At 44.6% G+C, this 15,722-nt stretch carries 16 protein-coding genes; 6 read left to right on the top strand and 10 right to left on the bottom strand.

The annotated features are described in order from the left end of the window. Nucleotides 1-125: 125 nt before the first annotated feature. Genes DYADSP32_RS17950 through DYADSP32_RS17940 form a run of 3 tightly spaced genes read left to right on the top strand, consistent with a single transcriptional unit; the run spans nt 126 to nt 3,495 of the window. Complete coding sequence (locus DYADSP32_RS17950) at nt 126-2,051, top strand: gliding motility-associated C-terminal domain-containing protein (RefSeq protein ID WP_149241459.1); 1,926 nt, start codon at nt 126-128, stop codon at nt 2,049-2,051. Nucleotides 2,052-2,105: 54 nt separating this feature from the next. Beyond that, complete coding sequence (locus DYADSP32_RS17945; RefSeq protein ID WP_149241460.1) at nt 2,106-2,453, top strand: YbaB/EbfC family nucleoid-associated protein; 348 nt, start codon at nt 2,106-2,108, stop codon at nt 2,451-2,453. A 13-nt stretch (nt 2,454-2,466) separates the two neighbouring features. Next, nucleotides 2,467-3,495, top strand: a complete 1,029-nt coding sequence (locus DYADSP32_RS17940; protein WP_149241461.1) for a glycosyltransferase family 2 protein — start codon at nt 2,467-2,469, stop codon at nt 3,493-3,495. On the opposite strand, the gene DYADSP32_RS17935 is transcribed toward DYADSP32_RS17940, so the two are convergent. Further along, nucleotides 3,476-3,697: a PspC domain-containing protein gene (locus tag DYADSP32_RS17935; protein ID WP_149241462.1), complete on the bottom strand. Its 222-nt coding sequence runs from the start codon at nt 3,695-3,697 to the stop codon at nt 3,476-3,478. The two genes, DYADSP32_RS17940 and DYADSP32_RS17935, sit on opposite strands and share 20 nt — an antisense overlap. A gap of 348 nt (nt 3,698-4,045) precedes the next feature. Here DYADSP32_RS17935 and DYADSP32_RS17930 point away from each other — a divergent pair, with 348 nt between their 5' ends. Beyond that, entirely contained in the window at nt 4,046-4,240 is a 195-nt protein-coding gene (locus DYADSP32_RS17930; protein ID WP_149241463.1) for a cold-shock protein, read from the top strand. A gap of 67 nt (nt 4,241-4,307) precedes the next feature. Here the strand turns inward: DYADSP32_RS17930 and lysS are convergent, their stop codons facing one another. Both lysS and DYADSP32_RS17920 read right to left on the bottom strand, forming a co-directional pair. Next, nucleotides 4,308-6,023, bottom strand: coding sequence for a lysine--tRNA ligase (gene lysS, locus DYADSP32_RS17925; RefSeq protein WP_414617881.1), 1,716 nt, complete (start codon nt 6,021-6,023; stop codon nt 4,308-4,310). Nucleotides 6,024-6,061: 38 nt separating this feature from the next. Continuing rightward, entirely contained in the window at nt 6,062-6,277 is a 216-nt protein-coding gene (locus DYADSP32_RS17920) for a hypothetical protein (RefSeq protein ID WP_149241465.1), read from the bottom strand. 216 nt (nt 6,278-6,493) lie between these two features. Here DYADSP32_RS17920 and DYADSP32_RS17915 point away from each other — a divergent pair, with 216 nt between their 5' ends. Then, on the top strand, nt 6,494-8,950 hold the full coding sequence (locus tag DYADSP32_RS17915; protein ID WP_149241466.1) for an AsmA-like C-terminal region-containing protein: 2,457 nt from the start codon (nt 6,494-6,496) through the stop codon (nt 8,948-8,950). 33 nt (nt 8,951-8,983) lie between these two features. Here DYADSP32_RS17915 and DYADSP32_RS17910 read toward each other — a convergent pair whose 3' ends face one another. Both DYADSP32_RS17910 and DYADSP32_RS17905 read right to left on the bottom strand, forming a co-directional pair. Beyond that, entirely contained in the window at nt 8,984-9,694 is a 711-nt protein-coding gene (locus tag DYADSP32_RS17910) for a response regulator transcription factor (protein WP_149241467.1), read from the bottom strand. A 90-nt stretch (nt 9,695-9,784) separates the two neighbouring features. Then, on the bottom strand, nt 9,785-10,627 hold the full coding sequence (locus tag DYADSP32_RS17905; RefSeq protein WP_149241468.1) for a hypothetical protein: 843 nt from the start codon (nt 10,625-10,627) through the stop codon (nt 9,785-9,787). On the opposite strand from DYADSP32_RS17905, the gene DYADSP32_RS17900 reads away from it, so the two are divergent. Then, nucleotides 10,626-11,849 carry an AI-2E family transporter gene (locus DYADSP32_RS17900; protein ID WP_149241469.1) on the top strand — a complete coding sequence of 408 codons (1,224 nt, stop codon included), beginning with the start codon at nt 10,626-10,628 and terminating at the stop codon, nt 11,847-11,849. The genes DYADSP32_RS17905 and DYADSP32_RS17900 overlap by 2 nt on opposite strands. A gap of 15 nt (nt 11,850-11,864) precedes the next feature. Here DYADSP32_RS17900 and DYADSP32_RS17895 read toward each other — a convergent pair whose 3' ends face one another. The 5 genes from DYADSP32_RS17895 to DYADSP32_RS17875 all read right to left on the bottom strand — a co-directional run bounded on the left by DYADSP32_RS17895 (nt 11,865) and on the right by DYADSP32_RS17875 (nt 15,479). Further along, nucleotides 11,865-12,347, bottom strand: a complete 483-nt coding sequence (locus DYADSP32_RS17895; RefSeq protein ID WP_149241470.1) for a gliding motility lipoprotein GldH — start codon at nt 12,345-12,347, stop codon at nt 11,865-11,867. Between the two features lie 57 nt (nt 12,348-12,404). Then, nucleotides 12,405-12,902 carry a hypothetical protein gene (locus tag DYADSP32_RS17890; RefSeq protein WP_149241471.1) on the bottom strand — a complete coding sequence of 166 codons (498 nt, stop codon included), beginning with the start codon at nt 12,900-12,902 and terminating at the stop codon, nt 12,405-12,407. Between the two features lie 96 nt (nt 12,903-12,998). Continuing rightward, entirely contained in the window at nt 12,999-13,796 is a 798-nt protein-coding gene (locus DYADSP32_RS17885; protein WP_149241472.1) for a (Fe-S)-binding protein, read from the bottom strand. Further along, nucleotides 13,777-14,145, bottom strand: coding sequence for a DUF3784 domain-containing protein (locus DYADSP32_RS17880; RefSeq protein WP_149241473.1), 369 nt, complete (start codon nt 14,143-14,145; stop codon nt 13,777-13,779). Before DYADSP32_RS17880 ends, DYADSP32_RS17885 begins: the two co-directional genes overlap by 20 nt. Then, entirely contained in the window at nt 14,145-15,479 is a 1,335-nt protein-coding gene (locus DYADSP32_RS17875; RefSeq protein ID WP_149241474.1) for a (Fe-S)-binding protein, read from the bottom strand. Before DYADSP32_RS17875 ends, DYADSP32_RS17880 begins: the two co-directional genes overlap by 1 nt. Nucleotides 15,480-15,722 lie beyond the last annotated feature (243 nt).

Below are 15,722 nucleotides of genomic sequence, written 5' to 3'. Positions count from 1 at the left end.
GTTAAAATGTTGTGTTTTTATTGACTTAATAATCCATCAGACGAAGGTTGAACTGTTTTTGACATAATATAAAGAGTGGGAACAACGCTCAATGGTGTTGAAGCTACTAATTTAAAATTCGAATTATGAAAATACAATTACTGTATATTTTGTTAACGGCATCGTATTTCATTTGTAATGATTCTTTTAGTCAGGGATATTGTAGACAGAACGGCGGATTTACCATATCGCCCAAGGCAGGCTGCTCACCCCTGACTGTCAATGTCACTAACACTGTTCCTGGTGCAGACCCGGATGCACTCACTTATTACTATGGTTATGTAAAGGGATCCAACGTTCTCAGCGGAGGAACAAATTCTGCTTCAGTTATTTTTGGGGTGGCTGGTACCAGAACTATTTTACAGCAGGGATATAGCGGTGGGAGCATATTTTATCAATGCGAAGATGTTATCGTTTATGAGTCATCGCCAATTACTGCGCAGTACAATTCATGCGGGGGTGGGAAAGTAAAACTTTCACTAATTGATAATGTTTATCTTCGTACTTATGATGAGCTGGAGATAAAATGGGGAGATGGCGAAAGAGAAACCTGGAGACAAGAAAGAGGACTTGAGATCGAACATACTTATGCTTCTGTAAATGGCGTGCCAATAATTAGCATTACGGGTATTTACAGAAATAACGCCTCGTGTCCTGCAGGACAACCGTTATCTCTGCCTGTTACCTTCCAGCAACCTCAGCTCAACAGTGTGCAGGTCAATTCACTTGAAATGAAAGGAAACGGAGTTCTCGAAATGAACTATGTAGGTGTTACCGGGGTATCCACGGATGTGCAATATAGCGGTGACGGTAATCTTTTTACAACGACATCGACGAGGTCTGGTGGAGGTACGCAGGTTACACGTATAAACGGGCTGGATCCTGGCCAGGTTTATAAAATTAAGCTGGCCTCAAAAGACTTATGCGGCGGTGCTGTCGATAGCGAAGTGGTCACTTCCATGACACTTTCGGGCGGTTCGGCCGACGAAGCTAATACCCTCACATGGAACGAGTATCCGGCCAATAGCGGGTTTGTCAGCTATGAGCTCTTTAAAGATGGGGTTTCTATTAAAAAGTTTTCGGGCATTGGCGAAACTACTTATACAGACGAAGACGTTCAATGCGGTGATAATTTTGAATACCAGCTGGTAGCCACTGCGGATAAGGTTGTTTCCAAATCGGCTCCCGTGAGTATCAAAACAACCGTAACCAGTCCAAAGGCTCTGGAGCAGGCCAGTGTAACTGTGCTGGGAGATAAAACGGTTGGAATTAACGCAGTAATACCCGGGTCCGGTTCAAAGGGAAATTATGAGCTGATTATTGAAAAAGCAAATCCAGGCACTTCCACCTTCAGGAGGCTGGTTACGTTATACAACGAAAACGAGTATCTGGATCAGGATGTGAATACAGGTGGTCAATCCTATTGTTATAGAATAAGTTATCAAAATGCATGTGGGCAAAGATCACCGGCTACGGAGCCCGTCTGTACGATTCTGCTTTCGATGTCGCTGCCTTCATTGACCTGGACATCGGAAAAGCCGTTTCTGGATGATGTGCAGGAATATACAATCTTGAAAAAAAGCAGTGGCTCTTCCGAGGATTTACCTGTGAAGCTGACTACTTCCTACACGCCCAAATTTTCCAGCGACGACCCCATGGAATTTACCTTTCAGGTTCAGGCCGATTCCGAGAACGGGCAGCTTCAAAGTTTCTCCAACGTTCTTTCCATCAGCCGTAACATCAGTGTGTTTGTACCCGCGGCTTTTTCTCCTGATGGCGATGGTGAAAATGAGACCTTTGTGGCAAAATCCAAATTATTTAAGTCGTTTAGCATGTCGATTCTCAACAGGTGGGGACAGGTTGTATTTCATTCAGATGATATCAATAAAGGCTGGGATGGGACGGTGAATGGGGTAAACGCCCCGGTGGGATCCTATGTTTACAGAATAGCCGTTGTGGATATAATTGATCAGACTGTCGAAAAAAACGGTACTTTTATGCTTTTGAGGTAGGGAACCATTTCTGGTCTCCAGGTTTTATAAGAGAACAATTTAATTCAAAGATATATGTTTGGAAATATGGCAGATATGATGGGCCTCATGGGTAAAATGAAGGACCTGCAGTCGCGCATGAAAGATGCTCAGGATCAGCTATCGTCGATCGTAGATTCTGCGGAATCGGGTGGAGGTATGGTTCGGGCTACGGTCAATGGACAAAAAACACTGATAGGCCTTGAAATCGATAAAGATCTGGTGAATCCGGATGATAAAGAAATGCTTCAGGATCTCATAGTGGCAGCCGTTAATAAAGCATTTGAAAAAATTGAACCGAAAATCAAGGAACATTTACAAAAAGCAACAGATGGAGTTCTGCCCAATATTCCGGGGCTGGATCTTGGTGGGTTGATGAAATAATGTATTCAGATCAATGACCCCAGTTGTTGCTATTGTTATCCTGAACTTTAACGGCAGGCACTACCTCGAAAAATTTCTTCCAAATATTCTGGCTCATTCAGCCGGAAATGACGTGTGGGTGGCAGATAATGCCTCTACGGATTTTTCTATGTCCTGGCTAAGCGAAAATTATCCGGAGGTAAGGACCATTTCGATCCGTGAGAACAAGGGTTATGCGGGCGGTTATAATGAGGCATTAAGGCAAATTGATTCAAAGTACTATATCTTGCTGAACTCCGACATTGAAGTGACGGAGAATTGGATAGATCCCGTTATTACTTTTATGGAATCGGACCAGCGAATAGCTGCATGCCAACCCAAAATTCTGGCCTACGATCTGCCCACGCACTTTGAGTATGCCGGTGCAGCCGGAGGGTTTATGGATTATCTGGGTTACCCTTTTTGCCGGGGTCGTATTTTCGATACAAGGGAAGAAGATCTGGGGCAATATGATGACGAAGCGGATGTTTTCTGGGCCACCGGCGCATGTCTTTTTATAAGATCGGATGCATTTCATCAGTCGGGTGGCTTTGACGAATGTTTTTTTGCACACATGGAAGAGATCGATCTGTGCTGGCGATTACAGAATCGGGGCAATCGGGTCACCTATTGCGGAAAATCCGTGGTTTATCATGTTGGAGGTGGCACCCTGCACAAATCCAATCCCAGGAAAACCTTCCTGAATTACAGGAATAATCTGATCATGCTTTTTAAAAATCTTCCAAAAGGAAGGCGTTGGAAAACGATCCTGTTCAGGATTATTCTTGACGGGGTGTCCAGCGTCCGTTTTGTGAGTACTGGTGCGTGGCCCGATGTTTTTGCTATCATCAGAGCCCACTTTGCTTTTTACGCAATGATTCCGGAGTTAAGCAAGAGGGAAAAAAGAACTACCTATCGGGCTCCACTGTACTTCAGAAGTGTGGTATGGGAATATTTTGTGCTGGGTAAGCATCGCTTTGATCAGCTTACAGGTATGCGGTTTCCTACAACTCCCAAATCGTAGGGCTGCTCCGTCCGCGCCAGTGCAGCCTCAGTTCCATCCAGAATGCCAGAACCAGATAGAGGATAATGGGAGACCCGAAAGTCATGAAGGTTGCGTAAATAAAGTATAATCGGATCGTACTGGCAGGGAAATGAAGCTTTTCGCCTATCCTTGTACAGACTCCAAATATCTGATCTTCCACGAAATACCTAAGTCGGTTCATATCCTTTTTTGGAATAATTGCCTCATAATTAGCAATTTTCGGCGTAATTAGCAAACGAACGCTGTAGTTTTTATCGAACGGATAACGAAACGGTAATTTACCGTTAACTCGCAAATTCTCAAATTATTCGGGTAAAAAAATTGTTTTCCGAACAATTTTTGTTTCTTTGTGATTGAAGAATTTGTAAATAGTTCATTATTATTAATATGTCATTCTGACATTTGCCAACATTTCTTTCGTCAATCAATTGAGCCTCCCTTAATTATTTGGTGAATACAATTGGGATAACAAATGGATCGGTTACATATCTTCATGTAATTTCACCTTATTTAATTTTTTTACAACATTATGCCTACAGGTACTGTAAAATTTTTCAATGAAGCTAAGGGATACGGCTTCATCGTTGAAGACGACACAAACAGAGACATCTTTGTCCATGTGACAGGATTGGGGGGCCTTACTATCCGTGAAAACGACCAGGTTGAGTACGAGGTTGTTGAAGGGAAAAAAGGACTTAACGCTGTGCAGGTAAAAAAACTGTAAATCTTTTTTTACCTGAAATGAAAAATACCGCGGCCAGCCGCGGTATTTTTCATTTCAGGGGGGTAAATTATTCTACCCAGCCCTTGATGTCATCCAGCGAGGGCATCTTTTCATCGACCTTCAACTTTTTGCGCATTCCGCCCAAGTCATTAAAAATCTTGTTGGGGCTGGCTCCCTTGAGTTGTTCTATTGTTAAAATATTCATTTTCTGCAGTGCGGGTATCCACACTGCAGGCACGCCGGCTGCCAGATAGTCCGCCTCCTTTGCGATCTCGGTTTTCTTTTCGGGGCGCATCTGAGGGAAGAAAATTACTTCCTGAATGCTTGCATTATTCGTCAGAAGCATGGTAAGGCGATCAATGCCAATACCAATACCTGCCGTTGGAGGCATGCCGTATTCCAAAGCGCGCAGAAAGTCATCGTCCATCTCCATGGCTTCATCGTCTCCTCTTTCTTTCAGTTTTAACTGATCCTCAAACCTTTCTCTTTGTTCCACGGGATCGTTAAGCTCCGAATAGGCATTCGCGATTTCCTTGCCATTGACAAATAGCTCAAATCGTTCCACCATCCCCGGTTTGGTGCGGTGTTTTTTGGTCAACGGAGACATTTCCACCGGGTGGTCTATAATGAAAGTAGGCTGGATAATGTGAGCCTCTACTTTTTCTCCAAAAATTTCATCAATGAGCTTTCCTTTGCCCATGGATTCGTGCACCTCCATTCCCCATTCCCGGCATTGAGCCCTTATCGCTGCCTCATCCAGCGCATCCACATTCAATCCGGTATATTGGTGGATCGCATCCGTGATGCTCAATCTTGGATACGGCCCCGCAAAATCAAGTTCCGTTTCGCCAAACTTCACCGTCGTGGTTCCGTTTACCGATAGCGCAACTTGTTCCAGAACTTCTTCGGTCATCCGCATCATCCACAAGTAATCCTTGTAGGCGACATACAGTTCCACCGTGGTAAACTCCGGATTGTGCGTTCGGTCCATTCCCTCATTGCGGAAAAGTTTTCCGAACTCGTACACACCTTCAAATCCTCCGACAATCAGGCGTTTTAAGTGAAGCTCGGTAGCAATACGAAGAAAAAGGTCAGTATCCAGCGCATTGTGATGCGTCTCAAACGGGCGTGCTGCAGCGCCCCCGTGAATGGTTTGCAAAACGGGCGTCTCTACCTCAAGCCAGCCTTTCGCGTCAAAATAAGAGCGCATCGTTGTGATAATTCTTGCTCTTTTTGTGAAGATAGTGCGTACATCCGGGTTCACGATCAGGTCCACATAGCGTTGCCGGTAGCGGAGTTCCGGGTCCGTGAAACCGTCATATACATTTCCTTCTTCATCCCGTTTTACTACGGGCAGCGGTCTCAGCGATTTGTTTAATATTTTAAACTCCTGAACATGCACAGAAATTTCGCCGGTTTGCGTGGTAAACACGAAGCCTGTAATCGCGATCATGTCACCGATATCCAGCAACTTTTTGAAAACCGTGTTGTACAGTGTTTTATCGTCGCCCGGGCACAGATCGTCCCTGCGAAAATAAAGCTGTATGCGATCGGTACTATCCTGCAGCTCGGCAAAAGCGGCACTTCCCATAATCCGAAAGCCCATCAGCCGGCCGGCCATGGTGACGTGCTTATAGTCAATTTTATTGTTTTCGTAATTTTTGTGAACGTCTGCTGCATAGGTGTTCACTTCAAATTCTTCGGCAGGGTAAGGTTCAATCCCCAACCGAATTAACTCTTCACGCTTTTGCCGGCGTAGTATCTCCTGTTCGCTTAGTAACATGATGTGTAAGTACTTTTCTGAATGCTGTTATAAAGTGGTCATTTGAAGGTGGTGGCCGGCAAGCAAAAAGTACCGGCACTTTTGATTTTGGCCAATTTCCTTACAGGAAGGCGTGAAGCACCAACGCCACGAATAACAAATGATCCGCAAAAGTAGCAATTTTTGCCGTGAATACGGAAGCCATTGGGAACTTCGGCAGTTGTGGTATCGGTGTAGCTGTGGTTTCTATCCTGGAACTCCAATTGAATAAACATACAAGGCGGCTGGTAATTTGCGGCATCTATCCTGGTCGGTTGGGTGGTCGCGATCAATCCTGTCGGAAATGGAGTGTCAAATTTTCCAAACCATTACGGTTTCTTGGCTGCCTGCGTATAGATAATGCCCGTGGTATGGTTTTTTAGTATGCAGTAATATAATTCATCAGATTCAGTTATTTTTAAACTGAATTATTCTATTAGCCCGGCTCTTTCATGTTTTCTAAGATTTTAAAAGTTTTTGGAGTTCTTGTATTGTTTCTACTCATCATGTTTGCCGCCGTGGAAGTGTGGCTCAATAGAAACCGGGATGAACTTTTTCGTAAAGTCCAAAGCATTGTTAATGATAAACTTAACGGAAATCTGGAAATAGAAGATTTCCGGTTTCGTCCCTTTAGTGGCGGTCTTGGGCTAAACTTTACACTCGTGAATGTAAAACTGACCGACAGCTTGTATACCATCCACAAAACTCCTTTTTTACAGGCCGAGCTCATGCATGTGGCGCTGGATTTTAACGGGTTTTATAAAGGAGAAATTAAAATCAAAAATCTGGTGCTTCAAAACGGTAGCCTGAGACTGTTTGTTCAAAAAGATGGATATTCCAATTTATCCATATTCCGATCTGCAAATAGTAAGGATAAAAAGAGTGCTGGGACAGACAAGGATGGTCTGGTTGAGAAGCTTGGTAATCTTCGGTTTATTAATTTTGCGGCCAGCTTTTCGGATTCGGTCAGCGGGAAGTCGTACGGTGCCTTGTTTCATGACGCCTCCAATCGGATGACATTTACAGATACCACTTCTGAGGCCCACTTCAGAGGGGCGGTTTTTTTTAACGGGTTAGTATTCAGGCCGGAAAAGGGAGGGTTTTTAATGAATCAGGAGACTAATCTGGATCTGTCCGTAGCCTACGATTCAGAAAACAAGTTGCTTAAAATCAGGCCATCGAGTTTATTAAGTGAGACCAGGGATACGATCGGCATACAGGGGAAGTTCAACTTTGCCGATAGTGTTCCTCTATTTGAATTGAATTTCAAAGCCAGAAAGATTGCGGTTAAAAATGCACTGCCTCTTTTGAATAAGAAGGTAAGAGATCAGATTGATTCCCTCGGTTTGCAGGCGACTGTTGATACTCAGGTGAAAATTGCAGGGACTACAACCCAGAAGCCACCCAGGGTGGATGTTCATTTTAAAACGGATACATTTCAATATGCCATTCCTGTTGGGATGTTGCGAAATATGAGAACGGAGGGGGAATACACCAATCAGGGTGATACCACCCAATTGCCCGGGGTTGAGAATGCCCGGCTGACTGCGCCAGAGGTGAAGGGCTTTTTTGAAACCATTCCTTTCCGGTTTTCGCTGGTGCTGGATAATTTCAGAAATCCCCGTGCGACCATTGATGGAAGTGTAAGGGCGGAAGCCAAGAGCCTGGATCCCATTCTGGATCCGACGCGGTATCGGTTCAAAAAGGGTAAGATCAATATTGATTTTCACTTCAACGGAAATCTGAAAAGGTTCTTTGATCCAAAAACTGATAAATTTGATGGCAAGCTTTATGGCAAGGTCTCCATTCAAAACGTTTCAATGGACTACCTGCCACGTCAGATCCATTTACAACAGATCAAAGGGGAGTTTGCATTTAACGAAAAGGCACTTGTATTTCCTACGCTGAGTTTTTCCGATGGGCAAAATATGCTTTTCATGCAAGGGAGAGTGATGGATTTGATTCCCTATTTATTCGGCTCTCCGAAGTCGCTTCGCGCGCTTGTCAATGTAAACATTCCTACCTGGAGACTCAACTGGCTTGAAACTTTACTGGCTCCCCGCCAAAATATATCCACACGTGGGAAGAAGAAAGTCAGACTCGTGGATCTGCTGGATAACGCAATAGACAACATTGAAATCGTAATGAAACTTCAATCGAAAGAATTGAAGTATCGTCACTTTACGGGAAACAATGTCAGGGGCGAGTTTACCGTGAAAAACAACTCTGTCCGCATCGAGAATTTTTCGCTAAGCGCTTTTGGTGCCACTACGGTACGGGTTTCGGGAGAAATGGATAATTCAGGCATCGGCCAGTTACCGTCTCTTAAGCTCCGCGGAAAAGTGACCAATGCCGATGTTCAGAAGGTGTTTTATGCTTTTGACAATTTCGGGCAGAAGACCATTACCTCTGAGAACCTCAAAGGAAAACTCAACACAGATTTCAGTTTCCAAACCAGGCTAAGCAATAGTGTCAAAATTGTTCCCGGCAGTATGAGAGGTTCGCTGCATTTTGATCTTTATAAAGGCTATCTGATCAATTTTGAGCCTTTGCTGAAAATCAAAAAGCTAATGTTCAAAAGGAGAAACTTTGAGAAAGTGGAGTTTTCACCGATTCGCAGCGACTTTAAGTTGAAAGGGCAGGAAATTGAAATAAGCCCCATGGAGATTGAGTCCAATGTGATCACCCTTTATATCGATGGCATTTACAGTTTTGCGAACAAAACAGATATTAGCATACAGATTCCGCTTAGTAACCTTAGGAAGCGGGATTCAACCTATGTGCTCAATCCGAATGATCAGGATAAGAAAGAAGGATCCAGGATTTACCTGCGGGCAATCGATGAAAATGGTGAGGTCAATATCAAGCTGGCTTTCAGAAAAAAGAGAAATAAGGAACTTGAAAAGTAAATGGCCGTATGTTGCCCGACAGGGCGTTTTGCGTCAGTCGGCTTCGTTGGAAAACATGTAACCCACTCCCTTCAGCGTTTTGATGTACCGATCTCCCAGCTTTTCCCTGAGTTTACGTATGTGCACGTCTACTGTGCGCTCCAGTACGTAAATGTCTGCTCCCCATATTTTTTGAAGCAGTTCGTCCCTGCTGAAAACCTTGTCGGGGGTCTGCGCGAGAAAAAACAAAAGTTCGAATTCTTTTTTCGGTAAAACAATCGCTTTGTCCCCGCCTTGGGTAACTGTATAGTTCTTTCTGTTAATGATCAGATCCTGGATCTCAACCTGATCGCTGGACTCCGCTTTTTGTGCTTCTCTGCGAAAGAGGGCATTAATGCGGCTCATCAGTGCCCTTGGTTTAATGGGCTTGGTGATATAGTCATCAGCTCCTACTTCAAATGCGGCTACCTCAGAGTACTCCTCGGATCTGGCCGTAAGAAAAAGAATGTAGGTGTTTTTTAAATCTACGTTTTGTCTTAGGAGTCTGCCGGTTTCAATTCCGTCGAGTTGCGGCATCATAATGTCCAGCAATATCAGATCAGGGATAAAAGTCGTAGCAATTTCAATTGCTTTTTTTCCCGTAGAGGCAGTTTTTACAACGTAACCTTCTTTTATTAAATTATATTCGAGGAGTTCAACTATATCTGCATCGTCATCTACTACTAATACTTTTGGCGTCGAATTTGTAGATTTTTGGGTTGCCATTTTTTGCTTTCTGGGTTAAATCCAATTCGAAATTAGCGGTTGTTGTGCTTACATGATGTATTTCCAAGCATTGTTAACATAAACATAATATCACCGGTAAGTAATTTTATAAAGTTGTCCTTGCTCGTTGGTTGCGAGCATATCGGTATTATTGAGGAAGATCAACGCTTCGGCTTGCTTGTGTACGAAACGGAAGCAGCCCTTCGGTCTATCAAAATTTACGCCTTCACTACCCACATCAAAAAGCAGGATTTTGCCATAGGTAAGCAAAGCAAAAGTTTTGCCATCAGGACTTATGGCTGCCGACGTCACCTGTGTTTTAATCTGTATACTGTCCTGTGGTGAGGCAACATAATTCCCCGCCACGGACGGAATCTTATACATTTTGACAAAGTGATTGGTCTTGCTCCTGTTTTTTGAGAAAAGGTACAAATTTTCGTGGTGATAAAAGAATGCTTCGCAATCGTAGTTCAGGTTTTCGGGAGAGGGAGGGAAGTCTTTCTGATCTGAATAGCTAAATGTGATTTTTTCGGTTCCCAGGTTATTCTCAGAAATTTTATAAATGTTCAACGAGCGCCTTGTATTCGCATTATTGCCAAAATCCCCGATGTAAATATGACCAAGACTGTCTTGGGTAAGGTCTTCCCAGTCTACATGGGTGGCATCCGCAACGGGTCGGGTGGAGCGTAGCCTGCCTGTGGAATCTATTTCATAAAGCTCAGGTGCTCCGCCACTATCATTGATGGTCCAGAACGAATTATTTCTCAGGCCCTTGGCCAGTCCGGAACTTTCATTAACCACCGAGGAAAGCTTGCCTATTTTACTAATTTTGTATTCAGAACGTACTTTTTTGAAATCATTAATCTTCTGATCGGATTGACAATTACAAAAAACCGTTTTCACGGCAAACCAGAGATATACTAACTTACTCATGAATCAAGCGTTGCGTTCCTTTCCGGACAAAGATAAGCAAACCCCCACTTACCAGAAGCTGGCATATATTTTTGTAGCCCTTATTTCGGGGGTTTTCATTCTTTACACATTGCGGGAAACGCTCATTCCGGTAGCTTTTTCAATATTACTTGCCATTCTACTACATCCGGTTTGTGCCAGGTTGGAGAGGCACAACGTTCCACGTATAGGGGCCATTTTGCTCAGTATACTTGCACTTTTCGTGGTGATCGTGGTGTTGGTGTACGTCGTTTCCCTTCAGATCGGAAGTTTCGCTGACGAACTTCCACGAATCACTGATAAAGCCGAAGTATTACTGGATCAGACTTTGACGATGGGAGAGCGGTACCTGAATATAAGCAGAACCCAGCAGGTAAGCGAGGCCAAAAAGTATCTTGTAAATGCCCTCAGCGAGGGACGGGCGGTGTTGCTCAATACGCTGGTAACGACTACAGGTGCCATTTCTACATTTGTATTGCTTCCCTTGTACATCTTTTTTCTTTTGCTGTATCGGGATTTTTTCAGGCGATTCGTTCACAAGGCGATCAAAGGTGTTCCTAACGAGGAGCTCAATTTGCTTCTCAAGAAAATTTATGACGTAATTAAAAGTTATCTGGCGGGATTGTTCCTGGTGATTGTCATCGTAGGTGTCCTGAACAGCATAGGTTTACTCATTATTGGCGTGCCACATGCCATATTTTTTGGGTTTTTAGCCGGCTTTTTGATCCTCATTCCGTACATCGGCATACTGATTGGCTCTGTACTTCCGGCCCTATTAAGTATCGTTACGATGGATTCACCCTGGTACGCTGTGGCTGTTATCGGCGTGATGAGTTTTGTTCAGTTTCTGGAAGGAAATTTCATTACTCCCAATATCGTGGGATCCAAAGTAAGTGTGAATCCGCTCGCTGCCATCATAGCCCTGTTTTTGGGTGGACAACTTTGGGGGCTGTCGGGTTTAATTCTCGCCTTGCCGGTTACTGCCATATTAAAGGTGATTTTTGATAGTGTGCCTAGTCTTGAACCCTACGGCTTTTTGTTGGGAGAGCCGGTTCACGAAATAGCGGAAGAAAAGCTTGAAGAAAAGCAGGCCAACCTTAAACCAGACTACCACAAAAAGCCTTATCGGCGTAACAGGAACAAGGCAAGGAAGAAACCGGATGGAGCTACTGGTGCTGCTCCCCATCCAGGAGCTGTGGAATAATCGAATGATTACATTTTAGGGTTGCGCCGTTTCTATTTTTTCAACACTGATCCCCACACTGATCACAAATGGTAGTGGATTTTGACGCATGGACTGTGTAAGCGTGTAGGTGTAAGTGCCCGACCGGGGAAATTGGTAATGCTTCTTAAACGCAATTTTATGATCGAAGAGATCACCTAATCCTTTTCCAAAAGGTTTGCCGGTGGTTTGATTCGACAAAAAAACTTCTTCCAATGACGAAGAAGATTCCCCGCCCGGGGTGGTGGTTTTCCGGGTCAGATAAAGGTTGTAATAAGGGTATTGCACGGAGTTCCTCACCAGATAATAGAGGTTGTAAGTGGCCAGGGTATCGGTTATCTCAACTTTGAATTCAGGCTTGTTTTTAATATACCAAAGTCCGTCCTCAATATCCTCATGCGCTTTATAAACTACGTTTTTATCACATCCGGAAGAAAATACGACCAGGCAAAGCAACGCAAAAAGTCGGGAAATGGTCATTTTGATTTTGATAAATGCTTCACAAAACTACGTTGCCGGGTATATCTTTCAAAATGATCAATTGGTCTGCGTGGCAAAATAGCGGTTCAACCAGGTTTCCGATGCGGTAATTTTCCAACGCTTCATCCATTGCGCTTTGGTATTTACCTGATTGTCAAAAATGGTGGTGTAAGGCGTAATGATCGCCTCGGTTACGGCCTGCTTGATGTGGGGTACAGGAACGGTTTCTACTTCGTCCTGCTCATTAAGGTAAGCCAGCGAGCGGTCGAAAAAGTCTACATTCAGTTGATGACCGATTTCCTGTAGCCAGTGCGTCGACTTATCAATGGAGCATCCGCTGGGCAGTTCATTTCTTTCATCCACCGCAATCACCACAAACCTGTGTTCAAAAACTTTACCGGAAGCGGTCAGTGTTTTGCCATGTGCTTCCCAGGTATCCAAGGCCGCTTTCAATGTTTCGGTCACAATACCAGTCTCTGCATCGGAAAGTTTTCGATTGGCCTGATATACCCAGACACGTGCATTGAAATCGATATCACTAAATGGTATGTACATGAATTGCTAAGTTGAAATAAAATTTAATTACCGTAAGTCATTAGGACGTCGAAATGAAGAACAAGGGATCGTCGGGCTGAGTTCGTCCGGCCTAATTTAAAGTCCCTCTGCCTGCGCGATAAGTTCAGCCAGGTCATACACTTTAACGGAATCTTCCTTCTCTTTATTTTTGACACCGTCGGTCATCATCACCATACAGAACGGGCAGGCCACAGCGATGGTCTTTGCGCCGGTTTCCAGGGCTTCTTCTACTCTTTCGATATTGATGTCTTTTTTTCCTTTTTCCGGTTCTTTAAACATTTGCCCGCCGCCGGCACCACAGCATAATCCTTTGGTTTTAGACCGTTTCATTTCTACCAGATCCGCGTCCAGCGCTTCGAGTACATGCCGTGGAGCCTCGTAGACGTCGTTGGCCCGCCCCAGAAAGCAGGAATCATGAAAAGTGATTTTCTTGCCTTTGAACGATTCGCCTCCCTCAATCCTGACCCTCCCTTCATTAATGAGTTGCTGCAGATATTCCGAGTGATGAATGACCTCGTAGTTTCCGCCCAGTTCAGGATATTCATTTTTTAAGGTGTTGAAGCAATGTGGACATGCAGTAACAATTTTTTTAATTCCGTACATGTCCAGTACCTGTATGTTGGACATGGCCAGCATTTGGAATGAAAATTCATTTCCCGCACGACGGGCAGGATCGCCCGTGCAGCTTTCTTCTGTTCCCAGAACGGCAAACTTCACCCCGGCCTTATTGAGTATTTTGGCGAAAGCTACAGTCACTTTTTTATATCGGTCGTCAAATGATCCGGCACACCCTACCCAGAACAGGATTTCCGGGGATTCGTTATTGGCAGTCATTTCGGCCATCGTAGGCACGTTATAGGTTGATTCGGCCATTGTTATTGTGTTTTTTGTAACCTTTATTTAAAAAACGCTGCCCGCCTGTCAAATACAGAACTGTGAGCAGCAGCATGCAGGGAATAAGTACAAAAACCGGTACGATTTCATAGGCAGTGCCCTGATATTTAAAAATTCCGTATCCGAAAATAAAAAAAATGCCGGCGAACAGGTACAGAAACAAGGAAGCCCAGCGAGCCATGCCCGCTTTATCCCGAACGCGGTCTTCTGAAAAATTGGACAAGAGCCATATCGCATTCTTTTTGCGGATGTAAATGCCCATCCCGATCAGAAGAAGCGAAGTGAGGCCGAAGATGATCAATAGCATCATAATGATGGTTGTAAACATTATGGTTGCCTCAGGTGGTCGGCCCAGTTGAACCGGTCGCCAGGCGAGAATTTCCAGGGGGCCTGGTTGGTCTCCAGGTTCTGAAACATCATGTTCCACGAATTGGGCGCCTGTGCTTCATCCATTACTTTGTATCGCCGCAGTTGCAGGATGATATCGAGCGGGTTAATCAGAATGGGACATTCCTGAACGCAGGCGTTGCAGCTTGTGCAGGCGAGGAGTTCTTCCTGGGTGATGTAATCGTCGATCAGGGCTTTTCCATCATCCACAAATTTTCCGTGATTGGCCTGCATCACCCGGCCCACGTCTTCGAGCCTGTCGCGGGTATCCATCATGATCTTCCGCGGTGAAAGCAGTTTTCCGGTCAGGTTCGCCGGGCAGGCAGCCGTGCAACGTCCACATTCGGTACAAGAATAGGCGTCCATCAGGTTTTTCCAGCTCAAATCACCCACATCTTTGGCGCCAAACCGCTCCGGAACCACATTTTCTCCACCGTCACCAGTATCCAGCCCGAGCATTATTTTCACTTCTTTGGTTATTTCGGGCATGTTGTTCATTTGCCCTTTTGGAGTCAACCTGGCAAAATAGGTGTTGGGGAAGGCAAGCACAATGTGTAAATGTTTGGAATAGGTCATGTAGATCGCAAATGCGAAAATTCCGAGAATGTGTATCCACCAGGCGGCTCGCTCATAGATGACCAGGCTGCCTTCGCTCCAGCCTTCAAACAGGGGTTTCAGATATTGGCTGAATGCAAAATTGCCCGTTGGGGTGTAATGGGAACTGCCAAGATCCTGCAGAACACTGTCTGCGGCGTTCATGGTCAGGATCGCAATCATCAACACAATTTCAAAGATCAATATGATCTTCCCGTCCAGTGCGGGCCAGCCACTCATCTCTCTGTGCCGCGACGGCTGAAAACGCTCTACCCGGACGACACTCCGGCGGATCAGAAATACCAGGCAGGCCAGTAAAACCGCCACTGCCAGAAATTCGAAAAAGCCAATCAGGAAGGTGTAGAAGGACCCGAGAAACGGAGCAAAAAGTCGGTGAGAACCCGTTGCACCATCGAGTACGATCTCGGCCACCTCAATATTGATCAGCAGAAATCCTGCGTAAACAGCGAAATGTAAAATACCAACCAAAGGTCGGTCGAACATTTTCTTTTGCCCGAACGCAATCCGCAGCATCGTGCTGAAACGCCGGGCGGGTTGATCGGTCCGGTCTTCGGAGCGGCCCAGTCCAATCGTATCACGGATGATACGGATGCGTTTGAAGACCAGCCAGCCTACTACTCCCAAAACGGCGATAAAAAGAATCTGCTGAATGACGGCCATAAGGATTAAAGTTTGTCAATCTGTTAGCTAAATACAAATGGTATGCGTGCATACTACTCACAAATATGGCTAAAATGTCTTTGCCTACAAGTATGTGTATGCGAAATAATTTATTTTAGAATGTGTAAAAACAAGACAATCAGCTGTATAGGGTTACTTTTAAGATTGAGGGGTTATTATTTTGAAAATTTTTATTTGAAATAGTTTGTAAAGCAAAAACAGACTTCTATTTTTGCAGTCCCA

This window comes from Dyadobacter sp. 32, assembly GCF_902506755.1.
GTDB lineage: Bacteria > Bacteroidota > Bacteroidia > Cytophagales > Spirosomataceae > Dyadobacter.
Note: the sequence above shows the minus strand (reverse complement) of the source record. Positions and strands in the feature narration are given on the sequence as shown.

Bases quoted from the DNA above. Each gene is read 5' to 3' on its own strand.
- DYADSP32_RS17950 (WP_149241459.1), top strand. From the start codon at position 126: ATGAAAATACAATTACTGTATATTTTGTTAACGGCATCGTATTTCATT.
- DYADSP32_RS17945 (WP_149241460.1), top strand. From the start codon at position 2,106: ATGTTTGGAAATATGGCAGATATGATGGGCCTCATGGGTAAAATGAAG.
- DYADSP32_RS17940 (WP_149241461.1), top strand. From the start codon at position 2,467: ATGACCCCAGTTGTTGCTATTGTTATCCTGAACTTTAACGGCAGGCAC.
- DYADSP32_RS17935 (WP_149241462.1), bottom strand. From the start codon at position 3,697: ATGAACCGACTTAGGTATTTCGTGGAAGATCAGATATTTGGAGTCTGT.
- DYADSP32_RS17930 (WP_149241463.1), top strand. From the start codon at position 4,046: ATGCCTACAGGTACTGTAAAATTTTTCAATGAAGCTAAGGGATACGGC.
- lysS (WP_414617881.1), bottom strand. From the start codon at position 6,023: ATGTTACTAAGCGAACAGGAGATACTACGCCGGCAAAAGCGTGAAGAG.
- DYADSP32_RS17920 (WP_149241465.1), bottom strand. From the start codon at position 6,277: ATGTTTATTCAATTGGAGTTCCAGGATAGAAACCACAGCTACACCGAT.
- DYADSP32_RS17915 (WP_149241466.1), top strand. From the start codon at position 6,494: ATGTTTTCTAAGATTTTAAAAGTTTTTGGAGTTCTTGTATTGTTTCTA.
- DYADSP32_RS17910 (WP_149241467.1), bottom strand. From the start codon at position 9,694: ATGGCAACCCAAAAATCTACAAATTCGACGCCAAAAGTATTAGTAGTA.
- DYADSP32_RS17900 (WP_149241469.1), top strand. From the start codon at position 10,626: ATGAATCAAGCGTTGCGTTCCTTTCCGGACAAAGATAAGCAAACCCCC.
- DYADSP32_RS17905 (WP_149241468.1), bottom strand. From the start codon at position 10,627: ATGAGTAAGTTAGTATATCTCTGGTTTGCCGTGAAAACGGTTTTTTGT.
- DYADSP32_RS17895 (WP_149241470.1), bottom strand. From the start codon at position 12,347: ATGACCATTTCCCGACTTTTTGCGTTGCTTTGCCTGGTCGTATTTTCT.
- DYADSP32_RS17890 (WP_149241471.1), bottom strand. From the start codon at position 12,902: ATGTACATACCATTTAGTGATATCGATTTCAATGCACGTGTCTGGGTA.
- DYADSP32_RS17885 (WP_149241472.1), bottom strand. From the start codon at position 13,796: ATGGCCGAATCAACCTATAACGTGCCTACGATGGCCGAAATGACTGCC.
- DYADSP32_RS17880 (WP_149241473.1), bottom strand. From the start codon at position 14,145: ATGTTTACAACCATCATTATGATGCTATTGATCATCTTCGGCCTCACT.
- DYADSP32_RS17875 (WP_149241474.1), bottom strand. From the start codon at position 15,479: ATGGCCGTCATTCAGCAGATTCTTTTTATCGCCGTTTTGGGAGTAGTA.